General features: G+C 60.1%; 23 protein-coding genes and 1 pseudogene. 17 read left to right on the top strand and 7 right to left on the bottom strand.

Translation table 11 applies throughout. From position 1 onward, the window contains the following. Together VR74_RS02280 and VR74_RS21495 are read left to right on the top strand one after the other, a co-directional pair. Positions 1 to 400 (top strand): response regulator (locus tag VR74_RS02280; protein WP_045694044.1); only part of this gene is annotated, 400 nt, incomplete at its 5' end. Positions 401 to 859: 459 nt separating this feature from the next. After that, positions 860 to 2,098 carry an IS110 family transposase gene (locus tag VR74_RS21495; protein ID WP_366462043.1) on the top strand — a complete coding sequence of 413 codons (1,239 nt, stop codon included), beginning with the start codon at positions 860 to 862 and terminating at the stop codon, positions 2,096 to 2,098. A 93-nt stretch (positions 2,099 to 2,191) separates the two neighbouring features. Here the strand turns inward: VR74_RS21495 and VR74_RS02265 are convergent. Both VR74_RS02265 and VR74_RS02260 read right to left on the bottom strand, forming a co-directional pair. Continuing rightward, positions 2,192 to 3,193, bottom strand: a pseudogene (locus tag VR74_RS02265) (IS256 family transposase); the annotation flags it as partial. Between the two features lie 163 nt (positions 3,194 to 3,356). Then, positions 3,357 to 3,908, bottom strand: a complete 552-nt coding sequence (locus tag VR74_RS02260; protein WP_045694039.1) for a MarR family transcriptional regulator — start codon at positions 3,906 to 3,908, stop codon at positions 3,357 to 3,359. Positions 3,909 to 4,005: 97 nt separating this feature from the next. Between VR74_RS02260 and VR74_RS02255 the strand changes: the two genes are divergently transcribed. The 9 genes from VR74_RS02255 (at position 4,006) to VR74_RS02220 (ending at position 9,069) form a co-directional block, all read left to right on the top strand. Next, positions 4,006 to 4,719, top strand: a complete 714-nt coding sequence (locus tag VR74_RS02255) for a hypothetical protein (RefSeq protein ID WP_045694037.1) — start codon at positions 4,006 to 4,008, stop codon at positions 4,717 to 4,719. After that, positions 4,719 to 5,318 (top strand): superoxide dismutase family protein, encoded by a 600-nt coding sequence (locus VR74_RS02250; RefSeq protein WP_299949385.1) that lies wholly within the window; start codon positions 4,719 to 4,721, stop codon positions 5,316 to 5,318. Before VR74_RS02255 ends, VR74_RS02250 begins: the two co-directional genes overlap by 1 nt. Positions 5,319 to 5,348: 30 nt before the next feature. Next, positions 5,349 to 5,585 (top strand): thioredoxin, encoded by a 237-nt coding sequence (locus VR74_RS02245; protein ID WP_045694035.1) that lies wholly within the window; start codon positions 5,349 to 5,351, stop codon positions 5,583 to 5,585. 101 nt (positions 5,586 to 5,686) lie between these two features. After that, a complete protein-coding gene (locus tag VR74_RS02240) occupies positions 5,687 to 6,796 on the top strand; it encodes a transporter (RefSeq protein ID WP_045694033.1) in 1,110 nt (369 codons plus the stop codon). Positions 6,797 to 6,810: 14 nt separating this feature from the next. Beyond that, positions 6,811 to 7,068: a hexameric tyrosine-coordinated heme protein gene (locus tag VR74_RS02235; RefSeq protein ID WP_045694032.1), complete on the top strand. Its 258-nt coding sequence runs from the start codon at positions 6,811 to 6,813 to the stop codon at positions 7,066 to 7,068. Beyond that, the gene (locus tag VR74_RS02230; protein ID WP_045694030.1) at positions 7,065 to 7,613 is read left to right on the top strand and encodes a TlpA disulfide reductase family protein; all 549 of its coding nucleotides are present in this window, start codon (positions 7,065 to 7,067) and stop codon (positions 7,611 to 7,613) included. The genes VR74_RS02235 and VR74_RS02230 overlap by 4 nt, the downstream gene beginning before the upstream one ends. 6 nt (positions 7,614 to 7,619) lie before the next feature. Continuing rightward, positions 7,620 to 7,982 (top strand): hypothetical protein, encoded by a 363-nt coding sequence (locus tag VR74_RS20410; RefSeq protein ID WP_299949383.1) that lies wholly within the window; start codon positions 7,620 to 7,622, stop codon positions 7,980 to 7,982. 40 nt (positions 7,983 to 8,022) lie between these two features. Beyond that, positions 8,023 to 8,313: a hypothetical protein gene (locus VR74_RS20405; RefSeq protein ID WP_299949381.1), complete on the top strand. Its 291-nt coding sequence runs from the start codon at positions 8,023 to 8,025 to the stop codon at positions 8,311 to 8,313. 18 nt (positions 8,314 to 8,331) lie between these two features. Then, positions 8,332 to 9,069, top strand: coding sequence for a YggS family pyridoxal phosphate-dependent enzyme (locus VR74_RS02220; RefSeq protein WP_366462041.1), 738 nt, complete (start codon positions 8,332 to 8,334; stop codon positions 9,067 to 9,069). On the opposite strand, the gene VR74_RS02215 is transcribed toward VR74_RS02220, so the two are convergent. The 5 genes from VR74_RS02215 to VR74_RS02195 are packed head-to-tail and all read right to left on the bottom strand — an operon-like array spanning position 9,066 to position 10,691. Next, on the bottom strand, positions 9,066 to 9,368 hold the full coding sequence (locus VR74_RS02215; RefSeq protein ID WP_045694027.1) for a DUF1971 domain-containing protein: 303 nt from the start codon (positions 9,366 to 9,368) through the stop codon (positions 9,066 to 9,068). The genes VR74_RS02220 and VR74_RS02215 overlap by 4 nt on opposite strands. After that, positions 9,365 to 9,568 carry a hypothetical protein gene (locus VR74_RS02210; protein ID WP_045694026.1) on the bottom strand — a complete coding sequence of 68 codons (204 nt, stop codon included), beginning with the start codon at positions 9,566 to 9,568 and terminating at the stop codon, positions 9,365 to 9,367. The genes VR74_RS02215 and VR74_RS02210 overlap by 4 nt, the downstream gene beginning before the upstream one ends. 6 nt (positions 9,569 to 9,574) lie before the next feature. Then, the gene (locus VR74_RS02205) at positions 9,575 to 9,805 is read right to left on the bottom strand and encodes a hypothetical protein (protein ID WP_045694024.1); all 231 of its coding nucleotides are present in this window, start codon (positions 9,803 to 9,805) and stop codon (positions 9,575 to 9,577) included. Then, positions 9,802 to 10,257, bottom strand: coding sequence for a group III truncated hemoglobin (locus tag VR74_RS02200; RefSeq protein ID WP_045694022.1), 456 nt, complete (start codon positions 10,255 to 10,257; stop codon positions 9,802 to 9,804). Before VR74_RS02200 ends, VR74_RS02205 begins: the two co-directional genes overlap by 4 nt. Continuing rightward, the gene (locus VR74_RS02195) at positions 10,254 to 10,691 is read right to left on the bottom strand and encodes an Rrf2 family transcriptional regulator (protein ID WP_045694021.1); all 438 of its coding nucleotides are present in this window, start codon (positions 10,689 to 10,691) and stop codon (positions 10,254 to 10,256) included. The genes VR74_RS02200 and VR74_RS02195 overlap by 4 nt, the downstream gene beginning before the upstream one ends. 142 nt (positions 10,692 to 10,833) lie before the next feature. On the opposite strand from VR74_RS02195, the gene VR74_RS02190 reads away from it, so the two are divergent. The 6 genes from VR74_RS02190 (at position 10,834) to VR74_RS02170 (ending at position 13,184) form a co-directional block, all read left to right on the top strand. Beyond that, entirely contained in the window at positions 10,834 to 11,247 is a 414-nt protein-coding gene (locus VR74_RS02190) for a hypothetical protein (protein WP_299949379.1), read from the top strand. A 110-nt stretch (positions 11,248 to 11,357) separates the two neighbouring features. After that, on the top strand, positions 11,358 to 11,747 hold the full coding sequence (locus VR74_RS20400) for a hypothetical protein (RefSeq protein WP_299949377.1): 390 nt from the start codon (positions 11,358 to 11,360) through the stop codon (positions 11,745 to 11,747). After that, entirely contained in the window at positions 11,744 to 12,061 is a 318-nt protein-coding gene (locus VR74_RS02185) for a DUF1153 domain-containing protein (RefSeq protein WP_045694017.1), read from the top strand. The genes VR74_RS20400 and VR74_RS02185 overlap by 4 nt, the downstream gene beginning before the upstream one ends. Next, positions 12,058 to 12,714 carry a DDE-type integrase/transposase/recombinase gene (locus tag VR74_RS02180; protein WP_299949375.1) on the top strand — a complete coding sequence of 219 codons (657 nt, stop codon included), beginning with the start codon at positions 12,058 to 12,060 and terminating at the stop codon, positions 12,712 to 12,714. The genes VR74_RS02185 and VR74_RS02180 overlap by 4 nt, the downstream gene beginning before the upstream one ends. After that, entirely contained in the window at positions 12,711 to 12,887 is a 177-nt protein-coding gene (locus tag VR74_RS21490) for an integrase core domain-containing protein (protein WP_045694045.1), read from the top strand. The genes VR74_RS02180 and VR74_RS21490 overlap by 4 nt, the downstream gene beginning before the upstream one ends. A gap of 39 nt (positions 12,888 to 12,926) precedes the next feature. Next, positions 12,927 to 13,184: a hypothetical protein gene (locus tag VR74_RS02170; RefSeq protein WP_299949374.1), complete on the top strand. Its 258-nt coding sequence runs from the start codon at positions 12,927 to 12,929 to the stop codon at positions 13,182 to 13,184. The last annotated feature ends 511 nt before the right edge of the window (positions 13,185 to 13,695 follow it).

Below are 13,695 nucleotides of genomic sequence, written 5' to 3'. Positions count from 1 at the left end.
TATCCTGATTGCCGAAGACCATCCCGTCAGCGCGCTGGTCATGTCGCATGCGCTCAAGGCGGCCGGCTGGCAGGTCGAAACGGTCACCAATGCTGACGATGCCATCGCGCGGGCCATGGACACGCCTTACCAGGCGATCCTCACTGATATTCACATGCCGGGCGGCAGCGGCGAAACCATTGTACGGGCCCTGCGCACGACCAGCGGCCCCAACCAGCTGGCCCCCATCCTGGCGGTCACCGCCGATATCAGCGCCGAGCGGCAGGCCGCCTGCGAACTGGCGGGATTCTCGTCCCTCATCGAAAAACCGATCCGTCCGCGGGCCCTGGTGGCAACACTGGCCGACGTCCTGATGAACGATGAGGAAACCGGCTGGGAACTCGGCGCCAAGCGCGCCTGAATGGTGGTTCGGGGGAGACTTGAACTCCCGACCTCGCGATTATGAGTCTGAAAAAGACAAAACTGCAGAAGATAAAGAAGAATAAAAACAAAGAGTTGGAGGTCGTTCGTAATCACAAACTAACACGCAAAGCCGCTCAAAATCAGGGTTTGCGTGTTAGTTGCGTGTTAGTTTCCGAGCATACTCGCGGTCAGGTTTCATCGCTCATAAGTAACCGGTATGAAGATTTTGGTGCCAATGTCCGGTCCCGATTTTTGGATTTGGGTCTATGCTGCGAGCATCCGGGACAGAGGCACCGGGAGCACTAAGGTGCGGGCAGGCCGATGCACACGATGAGCTGAGAGCTCGTGTTGGTAGCTGGCCGCCTCTGCGACTCGCCCGGTTGTGCCGCGAGCACGAATCCGTAGTTGTCGTGTCGCCCGCCGCTCCCGTTGTTTTCAACTGGCAAGGGAGGCGCGTATGCGACGCGTAGTCGGAATAGATGTCCACCGGACCTTCGGGGAAGTGGTGATTTGGGAGAACGGTCTGACCCGGCATGAAGGTCGGATCGATATGACCCGCACGACCCTGGAGGGGTTCGGCAGGCAATTGAAGAAGACGGATGAGGTGGTGATAGAGGCGACCGGAAACTGCATGGCGGTGTCCCGGGTTCTGTCGCCCCATGTGAATCGGGTGGTGATTGCCAATCCTCTCCAGGTGAAAGCGATCGCCCATGCCCACGTGAAGACCGACAAAATCGATGCGGCAACGCTGGCCAGCCTGCATGCCGCAGGTTACTTGCCGGAGATCTGGACCCCGGATGCGGCGACTGAGCGGATGCGCAGGCTTGTGGCGCGTCGCTATCAGATTGTCAGGCATGGGACCCGGATCAAGAACGAAGTGCATGCCATCCTGCATCAGCATCTGATCCCGAAATGTCCGCATGCCGATCTCTTCAACAAGCGCGGCCGCGACTGGTTGACCCGCCAGCGCTTGCCGGAAGACGAGCGAGCCGCAATCGCGCGCCATGTCCGCGAGTTGGACCGGCTTGCAGAGGACCTTGCCATACTCGACCGCGACATCGCCCAGCATGCAACTGATGACGAAGCGATCCAGCGGTTGCTGACTATCACGGGTGTCAATCTGACGGTGGCGGCCGGGCTCATGGCGGCGATCGGGAGAATTGACCGGTTCAACTCACCCCAGAAACTGGTGAGCTATTTCGGGCTCAACCCGCGGGTTCGCCAATCCGGCCTCGGGCCTGCCCATCATGGCCGGATCAGCAAGGCTGGCCGCAGCCATGCCAGGGCGATGCTGGTTGAGGCGGCCTGGGCCGCGGCCAAAGCCCCCGGACCACTGCGAGCCTTTTTCATCCGAATCCGAGCGCGCCGCGGTCATCAGATCGCCGCCGTTGCGGTCGCACGCAAGCTCGCCACTCTATGCTGGCACATGCTGAAGAAGGGCGAGGATTACCGTTGGGCCCGCCCGAGTCTTGTCGCGCACAAGCGCCGCGCCACGGAGCTTGCCGCCGGACGGCCGCAGAAGAAGGGCAATAAGCGCGGGGCAAGCTATGCTTACAACGTAAAGGAACTGCGCCAGCAGGAGGTACAGATCGCAGAGCATGCGGAAAGAGCTATGAACAGTTCGTTGCCGCCCGACGGCCCAGTGTCTCCGGGAAACGCAGTGGGTGTGCGGTCGCCTCAAACCGGCAGGGACTGAATGGGCTGCCCGATGACGCTTCCAGCCGACGCGCCACGCTTCGCCACGAGGTCGACCGCACACCAGAAGAATAGCAAAAGCCGGCACAAAAGTCTTGTCGATCACATCCGTCGAGTGGATCTGGAGCCAGTGCTCCTTCGGGAAGGCCATATAGGCCAGCACATCTTCCTCGCTGGCATCCATCAGCTCGGCGACGGCGGTGTAGCGTTCCCGCAGGCTGTCGGCGACGCTGCGCCATTGCTCGCGGGCGGCTTCCTGAGTCTTTTGCACAAAGACCGTTTTCACCAGCGCTGCGACGGCGGCGCGGTGCGTCTTGCCGACCCGGCCGAGGAGGTTGCGCATCCAGTGCACCCGGCATCTTTGCTGGCTGGTGTTCAGCACTTTCGAGGCGGCTGCACGCAGGCCTTTGTGATCATCGGCAATGACGAGCTTCACACCGCGCAGGCCGCGTGCTGTCAGGGACCGCAGGAAGTCCTTCCAGAAGGGCTCTGCTTCGGATTCTCCGGTGGCAAGGCCGAGGACCTCGCGCTTGCCTTCGGCGTTGGCCCCGACAGCCACTATCGCAGCCGTCGAGACGATCCGGCCGCCCTGCCGGCTTTTGATGTAGGTCGCGTCGATCCACAGGTAAGGCCACTCGCCTTCGATCGGGCGGTTCAGGAAAGCCTGCACCAGCTCATCGATCTCTTCGCACAGCCGGCTGACCTGGCTCTTCGAGATGCCGGTGCCACCCATCGCCTTGACCAGGTCATCGACAGCCCGTGTCGAGATGCCCTTGATGTAGGCTTCCTGGATGACGGCCGTGAGCGCCTTCTCAGCGGTCCGTCGCGGCTCGAGGAACGACGGGAAGTAGGTTCCCTTGCGCAGCTTCGGGATGTCGAGTTCGATCCGTCCGGCACGGGTTTCCCAGGCCCGTTCGCGGTACCCGTTCCTGTAAGCCTTGCGATCCGCGGAGCGGACACCGGGAGCCGCGCCCGTGCGCGCCTCCACTTCCAGTTCCATGATCCGCCCGGCCGCAAAGGCCAGCATGTCGCGCACCAGATCGTCGTCGGTGCTCTGGTCAATCAGCTCGAACAAAGCCAATCTGTCTTCGGTCATCGTGTGAGGTCCTTCTGGTTGGAGTGTCGCAACCACAACCTCGACGGATTCGCGCACGATGACCTTCCTCAGGTCGAATTTACACCACGACCCGGGACGCTACCGGCTATTCCAGAAGCAAACCAGAAAACCTGGCCTTGAATTAAAAGCCCGCAGTCCGACGCTAAGCAATCTCCAGTTCGGCGCAGATCATCTCGCTGTCGCTTGTCGATAATGGTTCGCTCAGAAGACTGCAGAAAAACGGCGCGCCCTGATTCTTGCCCCGCCTGAAATATCTGCAGGTCTTGCACGCGCCGAAAGCCTTTCCGCCGCGGCGGTGGAGCATGTTTTTCATCAGGCCTTCCAGCATGGCGCCAAACCGTTTCTGATCTTCCTTTTGCAGGGCATTGATCGCGGTTTCTAGATCGCCCAGCGGATCGTCGGCGAGAAGATGCTCACCAGCTGACGTCAGATCGAGTTTTACGCAGCGTCGGTCGCCCGCAGCCGCGTGCTTCTCAACAAGTCCTTTGCGTTCCAGCGCCTGCAGGGTTTGGGAGACGGTGCCCTTGGTCATGCCGAGATAGGTGGTGAGTGCGCCGGGGCTGCGAGAGAACCGGTTGGCGCTGGCCAGATAGCGCAGCGCCTCCCACTGTGTGGGCTTAAGGCCGCTGGCATGGGCATCGTTGTGAACGAGGCGCGCCAAGCGTTCGAGGAGATGAGTGGAAGAACTGAACATAATTGTTAGTATCGACTAAAAACTTTTCTTGCAAGTTAATTCGCGACGGTGTACGCGCCTAACGGTATCGACTCGATACCGACATAGGAGCAAATTCATGAAACATCTCACCCTCGCCGTCCTGCTGGCGTCCGGGTTCGCCGGCTCGGCCTGCGCCCACCCGATCAAGAGTCCCGTCGACCCTGACAAAACCCCGGCGTTCGATATTACCAACGCAGAAGCCTCCACCGATGGACGGCTTCTGACCTTCGCCATGGAAGTCGCGGGCGTCGCCGGCAGCGTGAAGCCGGTTCCCATCGGACAGCTCACCGGCGCCAAGATCGAATCCTATGTCTGGCCGACCAGCATGGATCCCGGCACGGTCGGTTTCGATCCTGAATCCGGCATCCTGGCACTCGCCATCACGGCGCATCCGGATTTTGACGACACGCCGCTGTTCGACGAGGACCAGGACGGCGATCCGGCCAATGATGGTGCTGACTGGCATTCCCACTGGGTCGTGCTGACCGAAGACAAGGCCTGCGGCGCAGGCTTGAAGGTGCGGGATGTCTCGCCCGGTCAGGATCTCTTGCCTGCCACCGCGCCTTACCTGCCGATTGCGCTCGACAGCCCCGGCATGAGCCCGATCCTCGATGGCCGCACCGCGCGCATCACTGTGCCGGTCGCGAATGCTGAGGATGTTTCGTTCGATGCGGTCACTGCAGAACTTCAGGTCAACGTGAATGGCGAAGCGCCTCTTCTCTGCGTCACCGGGGTCCATGACGTAGCGTCCGGCGATCTTTCCCTGCCTGGCAAGGTCGTGGCGGAGTAATGCGCCGCGACCTATCATTTACAGTCGGCGCGCTGAGCCTCTTAGGCTTGGCGGCTTGTGGGCAGGCGGCGTCTCCGGATGGAGACGCCGCCCCTTCTGGCGCTGCGAACGTCATCTCTGAAACGGCAGCTTCTGAGGACGCCCTCGCCTATGGCGCGCGCGCTCGTGCCCGGCTGTTCGGGCCGGACGGCGAGCGTATCGGCGATGTGATCGCCTGGCAGGGCCGTGATGGCGTGCTTATCGAGATCGCGGCGCGCGACCTGCCGCTGGGCGGCCATGGCGTCCATATCCACGGCGTCGGTGCTTGCGATGATGTCGGGGTTTACACAGCCTCGGGCGGCCATGTGGGCAAGGATGACGGACCTCATGGACTCCTGCATCCGGACGGCGCGCATCGAGGGGACCTGCCCAACCTTCACGTGACCGCCGCCGGGACGACGCGCGTTGAATTCTTCTCGCCCCTGATCAGTGTGTCCGAACTGACCGACGCAGACGGTGCTGCTCTTATCATCCATACAGAGCGGGACGATTGGCAGACCCAACCCATCGGTGGCGCGGGCGCACGCATAGCTTGCGCGCGCTTCCGACCGAAGACCTGACTTCCCTAACGCTCACCAAAGGAGATTTCCATGAGCACCAAAGCCACTTTCTATCATGCCGGATGCGGCGTCTGCGTCGATGCGGAGCAGCAATTCGCGGCGAGCCTGGACCCGTCGAAATTCGAGGTTGAGATCGTTCACCTCGGGCAAGCGCCGTCGCGGCTCGCCGAAGCCGAAGCGGCGGGCGTCAAGTCCGTGCCTGCCTTCGTCATCGACGGCCAGCCCTACCACATCAATTTCGGCGCGAGTGTTGATGATCTGAAATAGAGCCGCGCCGCAGCCCCGCGATCACGCCCTCTGGCCTCTTTCACCCGGCTGGACCGATCGCGGGGCGTCGGCTGCGCCGCTCCAGGAAAGACATATTTCAAATGAACCGCAACTATTCTCGCCTTATCCTCGCCGCCGCAGCGATTTGGTTGATTGCACCGTCCGCCGTCGCACATCCCGGCGCGGCGCCCAAATCTCAACACCCGAAACACAACTACACGGCCTCCGGCCATGCGCCGGTCGGCGTGATGGGCGATCATCTGCATGGCGATGGCGAGTGGATGGTCTCCTACCGTTTCATGCGGATGGAGATGGCGGGGTCGCGAGACGGCACCGATACACTCTCTGCGGACGATATTGTCACATCGGTCGCCAATCGCTTCTTCGGCGTGCCGATGCAACCGCCGACCTTACGCGTCGTCCCCGCTGAGATGGCCATGGACATGCACATGGTGGGCCTGATGTACGGGCTGACCGACCGCGTGACGCTGACCGCCATGACCTCCTTCGTGACGAAGGACATGGATCACATCACGTTCCAGGGACCGGTGGGGACGACAGAACTCGGCTCATTCACCACTAAGACGTCAGGCTTCGGCGACACGACGCTGGGCGCGCTGATCGGCGTCGACAGAGACGGCGCGGATCGCTGGCATTTGAATCTCGCCATCAGCCTGCCGACCGGATCAATCGACGAGACCGGAACCATCCTGACACCGATGAATACGCGGCCAACGGTGCGCCTACCCTATGCTATGCAGCTTGGTTCCGGGACCTTCGATATTAAGCCTGGCATCACCTATCTGGGGCGCTCGGGCGACTGGTCCTGGGGCGCGCAAGCTCTTGGCACGATCCGGCTCGATGAGAATGACGAAGGCTACGCGCTCGGCGACCGCATCGAAGGCACGGCCTGGCTCGCCTATGATCTTTCCCGAAACCTCAGCGTCGGGACGCGCGTGAAAGCCGACTCCCAAGGCCGGATCGACGGCATCGACCAAGCTATCATAGGTCCGGTGCAGACCGCCGACCCCGACAATTTCGGCGGTGAGACAGCCGAGCTTCTTTTTGGCGCCAATTATCTGTTCACCAACGGCCCGTTCGCGAAAAACCGCCTCGCCATCGAGGCGGGTCTGCCCGTTCATCGCGACCTCAATGGCCCGCAGCTAGAATCCGACTGGACGCTGACACTGGGCTGGCAGCGCGCATTCTGAGAGAGGCACAAAAGATGACAGAACCGATCCCGGGCTTTCCAGAGAGCCTGATGACAGCAAACCCTGAAGCGGGTTTCCAGCTCGCCATCAAACTGTCCCGGCTTGGTGTCAAGGCGACCCAGCCGGATATGGACATACTGAAAAAGCTCCGCCCCAAATATTCGAAGGATGTCGACGCGCTTATCGCGTCCTCACAGGTGATCGCCATCCATTATCAGACCATCGCCGCCGCCAATGACTATTGGCGCCCGCACAAAGGAGACACGCGATGAAACTTCGTCCCGCCAAACCGTTACAAACAACCCATTGGCTGAACACGAAAAGTCCGATCACGTTGGAAGCGGTGCGCGGCAAGGTCGTCCTCCTGGAAGCTTTCCAGATGCTGTGCCCGGGCTGCGTGTCCCATTCGCTGCCACAGGCGATGCGTGCGCACGCGCTGTTCAGCGAAGAAGATGTCGCCATCATCGGTCTGCATACGGTGTTTGAGCATCACGGCGCTCAAGGAACGAAGGAGGCGCTTGAGGCCTTTCTCCACGAATATCGGATTTCGTTCCCGGTGGCGATCGACGCGCCATCGGATCGCGGCGGCCCGCCAAAGACCATGACGGCCTATGGCATGCAGGGGACGCCAACCACGATCCTGATTGACCGAAACGGCAACCTCCGGAAGCAGATATTCGGGTGCGATGAGGATATGTTGCTCGGTGCAGAGATCATGTCGCTTTTGCGGGAAAGCGCGCCCCCGGCTTCCGCGGCAAGCGAAACGGCTGAGGGCGATCACTGCACCGGAGACGGGTGCCCGCTGCCAAAAGGATAGGCAATAATGCGTCAGAGAAGCTGCGCCGTCATTCAGCATATCGCGTTCGAGGGTCCTGGCGGATTCGCTGAGCTTCTGAGGTCAGCGGGATACCAGGTCACGGCGATCAATGCGGCTGACGGCATTTCGGACGAAGTTGCCGACGCTGACCTGCTCATCGTTCTCGGCGGCCCGATCAGCGACAATGACGATGACGCATACCCTTTCCTGCGCGATGATCTGCGCTTCGCAGATCGCCGGCTGAGCCGAGACCAGCCGGTCATGGGGAATCTGTCTTGGCGCGCAACTGATCGCCAGAGCGGTTGGCGCAAGGGTGTTTCCCCAGCCTGCAAAGGAGATCGGGTTCGCCCCGATCACCCTCACCCGTGACGGGAAGACGTCTTGCCCCAGCGTCTTTGGGCAAGACCCGATGGCGTTTCGTTGGTATGGCGAAACCTTTGATCTACCGAGTCGGGCAAGCCGTTTGGCATCGACGCCGACTTGCGAAAATCAAGCTTTCGCCTTCTGCGAAGCCGTCATCGACTTTCAGTTTGATGCTGAAGCGACGGGCAGAGACATTGAACACGGGCTCGTTGGTCATGCCACCCAGCTGGAGCAGGCGGAACTTGACCCCGTGGCGCTTCGCCGCGACGCCGCGCGCATGCTGATGATCTCAGTTCGAAAGTCGAAGCCGTCATGTCCTCCTGGCTCAACGGTCTAGAGGCTCGCTTTGGTTGAGATCTCACAAGCGGACGAATCCTCAATCGTGATCAATCTCGAAAGGGTCCGAGAAAGAATAGAACTCGCCTGCGCTCGCGCCGGACGCGATCCATCCGAAGTCACGCTCCTGCCAGTTACCAAGACCGTCGGCGCGCCGCGTCTCCGGGAAGCTATCCGTGTGGGACTGACCAACTTCGGCGAAAACAAGGTTCAGGAAGCGCGCGAAAAGGCCGACCTTTTGACAGACATAGATGTGCGCTGGTCGATCATCGGTCATCTCCAGACGAGCAAAGCCAAATATGTGGCGCGGTTTGCGCACGAGTTTCAGGCGCTCGACCGTCTCGGCATCGCGGAGGCCCTGCAGCGACGCCTCGATATTGAGAACAGGACCTTGGACGTGTTTGTGCAGATCAACGCCTCAGGGGAGGATAGCAAGTTCGGCATACCGCCTGAAGGCGCCAGCGCTTTGGTGAAGGCGCTCGCGCCTTATGACAGGTTGCATCTCAAAGGGCTGATGACGCTGGCCGTGTTTTCGGGCGAAGAAGCGCGCGCTAGGGAGTGCTTCAAGATCATGTGCCGTGCCCAGGACCGATTGCGCGACGCCATCATTGAAGGACAATCCGTTGATGCGCTTTCGATGGGAATGTCTGGTGATTTCGAATGGGCGATCGCGGAAGGCGCTACGGTTCTTCGCATCGGCCAGGCTATTTTCGGCGCACGGTCAATCCCTGACAGTCACTACTGGCCGGAGAGTTAAGCTTCCGCGCCTTTACCCTTCTTGAGAAATTCCACTTTGAACCGCACATTGCCAACAAGCTCGACGCGATGAAGTTCGGTCGGCCTGATAATGCCGTATTGCTCCGGAGACAGACGATAGCGCTGCTCCGGCGAGCCGGGAATGATGTAGTCGAGTTGACCCTGAATAACAACTATTCGCCCCCAGACGCCAGGTTTGTTGTCGTCCAGGCCGAGCAGCTTTTTCGGCACGCTCGTTTCGGTGAACATTGGCGTTTCGGCATATTTTTGAACGTTGCCGGGGAGTACAGGCGAGATCATGACGAGACCAGAACGCCGCGCAAGCTGATGACAGCTGCGGCGATCAGCATCAGGATTTTTAGGACTTCAAGGATGATGTAGACAATATGCAGATGCGTCTCTCCGGCTGGCGCGCCGCTGATCACCTCCAGTGTTCGCGCATCGAGCGCCGGCATGACGACGAGCCGCTGAAGAGCGAAGAGGGCGATAGGCGCAGTCATCCATTTCTAGTAGATCGCCGGCCATAGAAGCAGTAAGGCAATGATCCCTGCGCAAATTATCGCCTCGGTGATGCCGACCCAGAGAAATTGCGCACGCCCGACTTCGAGCGCTGTCATCACTTCGAGAGATGGCGCACGGAACTTCGCAGGCGCAGCGACAAGAGACCCGCCAAGTGAAACGCCTGCCCAGACGAGCGCAAGGACTGGCGCTAGGACTGGCGCGGTCACAGCCGTCATGCGCGGTCCCTTGGTTGGCCAAGCCCCGGCAGACCGAACATGGCGAGTTGCAGGCTTTGCGCAATGTGTTCCGCCCGTTCCATGAAGTAGGTGACGGCGCCCGGCGTCGGGCTCGTATCTTTGAGCGTCTGCTCGAAGAGGGCGAGCCAGATTTTGAAATGCCAGGGCTGGATGGAGGCGTGTTTCTTGTGGGCGGGAACGGGTTTTCCTGAGTATCGCCCGGCATTGAGCGCGACTGACGCCCAGAACGCTTTCATAGTTTCCAGGTGAGGGGCCCAGTCGAGGCCGATCGCGGACTCAAAAATGGGGCCGATCAATTCATGCGCGCGAATGCGCCTATAAAAGGTCTCTACAAGGAGCGATATATAGGCTTCGTCGATGCCGAGCGCTGCTGCGGTCGCCTGTATTTCCGCACGTCGATCTTCGGCGCTTCTAAGGCGAGCTTCGGTCATGCCGCTTCCGTCAACAAATCGTGCAAGGCGGGGTTTCGGCGCACGAGATCTTCGACGGTGTAGCCGTCGAGAACGGTGAAGAAGGCTTCCTTCGCTTCAGCGAGAATGCCTTTCAGCTTGCACGCGGGCGTAATCCCGCAAGTGCCGGCACCGCCCGGAAAGCATTCAACGAGCGCGCTGCTGGCTTCGAGGGGGCGGGCGACAGACCCGAGGGTTATGCGGTTCGGTTCGCGTGCAAGACGCAACCCGCCCGCACGGCCGCGCACCGATTCAACGATCTTCCAACTGCTCAGGACCTGCGCAACTTTCATCAGATGGTTTTTTGAAATGTCGTACCGTTCGGCGATCTCTGAGATGGTCGAAAGTCTGTCTGCATTTACGGCGAGATGCATGAGCATGCGCAGGGCGTAATCGGTCTGAACGGTCAATCGCATCGGGCCACCATTATTAATGCATCTTATATATTGCTTTTAACGCAGACGCGCAATACAAAAACATGCATATGATATGCATGAAAAGGGGGAGGCCGTGCCGGACCATCTGACAATTGAGCGGGAATCGGAATTGAGACGCGATGTGGAGCGCGTTCGCGATGACGGCGTGGAGACCACCCAAGATTCTTCAGCCATTGCACAAGGCGTTTCGGTGAACACGGCGGTTCACGACGGCGTCTTCAAGATATTCATGGGTCTTTTCGCAGCGATCCTCGCGATATTTTATCTGACGTTCAGTCATGACGCAGAGACGGTGTTCATGATCGGCATCTGTGCCTTTTATTGTCTCATGTATTTCGGCACGCCCATTGTCTTGCGCCGCGCCTCCCGGGAAAAGCGCGAGAACAAGGACTGGACCGAGTTTCTCGACGAACCCTTCTCGACGAATACGGGCCTGATTTCAGGGCGCACTGCACTCTTGCAGATTTGCATTGTACCTGCGGCTCTGGCGATTTGCGTCATCGGGATATGCGTGGTGATAGCTCTCTCGCGGTAGGACGAAACAACCGATCGATGTAATTGGATTTAGGCCAACCTCTGCCCATTCGTGTTCGCAGTCAGCGCGAGCATACGCCAGCGCCAATTGAGCTAAAAAGTTGCCAGAATTTGGGCCACAATCAAGGGGGGCGAATTTTCTTAAATCATTGTTTTATTTATTCATTTGTGACATTTTCGGCGCGGCCGCGCTATATCGAGGATCGCAATTTTACAGGAAGTCTGCTGCCTGCCGCTGCGCTGGCAACGCTGACGCCGCCCGTGGTGAACGCTTGGACTGAACGGGTTGAGAGCGGGCAGGGCGCGGTTGCTCCGATCCGGAGTGCCGCTGATGAGGGCGGGCGCGACATCGCGCTAGAGCTCGATCCGCCGGAACGAGTGGTGACGTCAGAGCAGGATCAGACGCCTGAACCCGAACCCGACGATAACAGAGACGCACCAGCGGATTGTATCGACCCAGCGAAAAACTGCTCAAGCCATAAGGAGCAAAATTGGCTATGAGTGTGAATATGGACGACGAGATCAAACGCTGGACAGCGAAGCGTAAGACGGCGCTGGTGATGGACATCATTCAGGGCAAGACGACGGTGGCGGAAGCCAGCCGGGCGTTTGATCTGATGCCGTCAGAAATCGAAGGCTGGGTCGAGGATGCGCGCAAGGGCATGGAGAATGCGCTGCGCGCCAATCCGCTCGACATACGCGAACAATACGAGCGTCAGCTCAAGGAGCTTCAGGAAGCCTATGGAGAGGCGATGCTGGAGCTGCGTGCGCGAAAAAAGTACCAGGCCCTGCTGGATGGGAACGACGACACATGATCCGCACCATCCAGCAGGGCCTGCTTGCGGATGGGTACAAGGTATCGATTGCGAAGCTTTGTATCTGGTTCGACGTGCCGAGGCGGACAGTCTACTACAAGCCCCTGAAGTCGGCGCCCAAGGTCGATGCCCGCTTCGAGACGCCGATCAAGGATCTGATCGAGAAAGAGCCGTCCTTTGGCTATCGGACGGTCGCCTGGCTGCTCGGGTTCAACAAGAACACGGTGCAGCGGATCTTCAAGATCAAGGGCTGGCAGGTTCGAAAGCGACCGATCGGCAAGCGTCCGGGGATCGAGGCCCTGCCATCTGTCGCAAGCCGACCTGACGAGCGATGGTCGACAGACCTTGCCCGTCTCTGGGCAGGCCGCGACCAGTGGGCGTCCCTGGCGCTCGTGATGGACTGCCACACCCGCGAACTGCTCGGCTGGCACCTCTCGCGATCCGGCAAAGCAACGACGGCCGGCAGCGCACTCGAGCAGGCGCTGATCACCCGGTTTGGAACACTCGGCCGGGTTCCGGAGCCGTTCCTGCTTCGAAGCGACAACGGGCTGGTTTTTACCAGCAGGTCCTACACCAAGCTCGTCAGAAGCTATGGACTTCGCCAGGAGTTCATCACCCCGCACTGCCCGCTGCAGCGCAACAAAGCGGCATGATCGAGCGCGTCATCCGTTCTCTGAAGGAACAGTGTATCCACCGGCACCGCTTTGAAAGCCTCCAGCACGCCTCCCGTGTCGTCGGAGACTGGATCAGCTTCTACAACAACCGAAGGCCACATCAGGCCCTCGGCATGAAAACACCCGCTGAGGCATTCGCGTTAGCGGTCTAAACTGAGCAGAATCCGCTGGGTCGATACAGGATCAGGTGCTTGAGACGATCCGACGTGCTGCGGCCATCGACCTTGCTGATGACGCCGCCTTGCCGGACTTCTGAGATGGCCAAACCGCGCGTCGATCTTCGTTTGCCCTCTAAGCTGCATGCCGAACTCGAACGCCACGCATCCATACTGGGTGTGACCAACGCAAAAGAGGTGGAAGACGCGCTCAGCCGCTATTTCGATCCAGAGGCCAATCTGGTGCTAGAGGAACGGCTGCTGTGCCGCATGAATGCGTTCGACCGGCGGTAGGGCGAGATCGAACGCGACACAGCCCTGTGCCTCGAAACGATCGCCCATTCTGTCTTCTACTGGCTGACCCGCACCGAGCCGATCCCGGAAGTCGAGCGCGACGCAGACCATGCCCTCGGCCAGAGGCGCTTTGATCATTTCGTCCAGCAGGTGGCGAAAAGCTCGGCAACGCACGTGGCGTGGCCGCACGGCTGGACGGGATCGATGCGGAAGGCGGCTCTGAGGCTCGAGATTGGTCGCGTTAAAAACAAGTGAGCGCCGCGGCACCGGACAAATTCGGTCATCCAAGCTATCACACTGAATAAGGGGCAGAAATGGATCCCGTAATTGCCCGTCAATGCCGTCGCACCGTCCGGCAAAAATTCTAAAGCGATCAACGACGCCCACCATTGCACTCGGGGCTGCCGGCTGCACCTGGTGGGCGTCCTGGAAACCTTAACGACGACTGCGTAGTCCGACATTCGATACGTGCCATTCGCGGTCTCAACAACGGCCGTTCGGGCGGGTGGGC

This window comes from Hyphomonas sp. BRH_c22 (assembly GCF_000961795.1).
Taxonomy (GTDB): Bacteria; Pseudomonadota; Alphaproteobacteria; order Caulobacterales; family Hyphomonadaceae; genus Hyphomonas.
This window is presented reverse-complemented; position numbering and strand designations above follow the sequence as displayed.

Bases quoted from the DNA above. Each gene is read 5' to 3' on its own strand.
- VR74_RS21490 (WP_045694045.1), top strand. From the start codon at position 12,711: ATGATCGAGCGCGTCATCCGTTCTCTGAAGGAACAGTGTATCCACCGG.
- VR74_RS02235 (WP_045694032.1), top strand. From the start codon at position 6,811: ATGACAGAACCGATCCCGGGCTTTCCAGAGAGCCTGATGACAGCAAAC.
- VR74_RS02215 (WP_045694027.1), bottom strand. From the start codon at position 9,368: ATGATCTCGCCTGTACTCCCCGGCAACGTTCAAAAATATGCCGAAACG.
- VR74_RS21495 (WP_366462043.1), top strand. From the start codon at position 860: ATGCGACGCGTAGTCGGAATAGATGTCCACCGGACCTTCGGGGAAGTG.
- VR74_RS02185 (WP_045694017.1), top strand. From the start codon at position 11,744: ATGAGTGTGAATATGGACGACGAGATCAAACGCTGGACAGCGAAGCGT.
- VR74_RS20410 (WP_299949383.1), top strand. From the start codon at position 7,620: ATGCGTCAGAGAAGCTGCGCCGTCATTCAGCATATCGCGTTCGAGGGT.
- VR74_RS02255 (WP_045694037.1), top strand. From the start codon at position 4,006: ATGAAACATCTCACCCTCGCCGTCCTGCTGGCGTCCGGGTTCGCCGGC.
- VR74_RS02195 (WP_045694021.1), bottom strand. From the start codon at position 10,691: ATGCGATTGACCGTTCAGACCGATTACGCCCTGCGCATGCTCATGCAT.
- VR74_RS02245 (WP_045694035.1), top strand. From the start codon at position 5,349: ATGAGCACCAAAGCCACTTTCTATCATGCCGGATGCGGCGTCTGCGTC.
- VR74_RS02205 (WP_045694024.1), bottom strand. From the start codon at position 9,805: ATGACGGCTGTGACCGCGCCAGTCCTAGCGCCAGTCCTTGCGCTCGTC.
- VR74_RS02250 (WP_299949385.1), top strand. From the start codon at position 4,719: ATGCGCCGCGACCTATCATTTACAGTCGGCGCGCTGAGCCTCTTAGGC.
- VR74_RS02260 (WP_045694039.1), bottom strand. From the start codon at position 3,908: ATGTTCAGTTCTTCCACTCATCTCCTCGAACGCTTGGCGCGCCTCGTT.
- VR74_RS02180 (WP_299949375.1), top strand. From the start codon at position 12,058: ATGATCCGCACCATCCAGCAGGGCCTGCTTGCGGATGGGTACAAGGTA.
- VR74_RS02230 (WP_045694030.1), top strand. From the start codon at position 7,065: ATGAAACTTCGTCCCGCCAAACCGTTACAAACAACCCATTGGCTGAAC.
- VR74_RS02210 (WP_045694026.1), bottom strand. From the start codon at position 9,568: ATGACTGCGCCTATCGCCCTCTTCGCTCTTCAGCGGCTCGTCGTCATG.
- VR74_RS02200 (WP_045694022.1), bottom strand. From the start codon at position 10,257: ATGACCGAAGCTCGCCTTAGAAGCGCCGAAGATCGACGTGCGGAAATA.
- VR74_RS20405 (WP_299949381.1), top strand. From the start codon at position 8,023: ATGGCGTTTCGTTGGTATGGCGAAACCTTTGATCTACCGAGTCGGGCA.
- VR74_RS02240 (WP_045694033.1), top strand. From the start codon at position 5,687: ATGAACCGCAACTATTCTCGCCTTATCCTCGCCGCCGCAGCGATTTGG.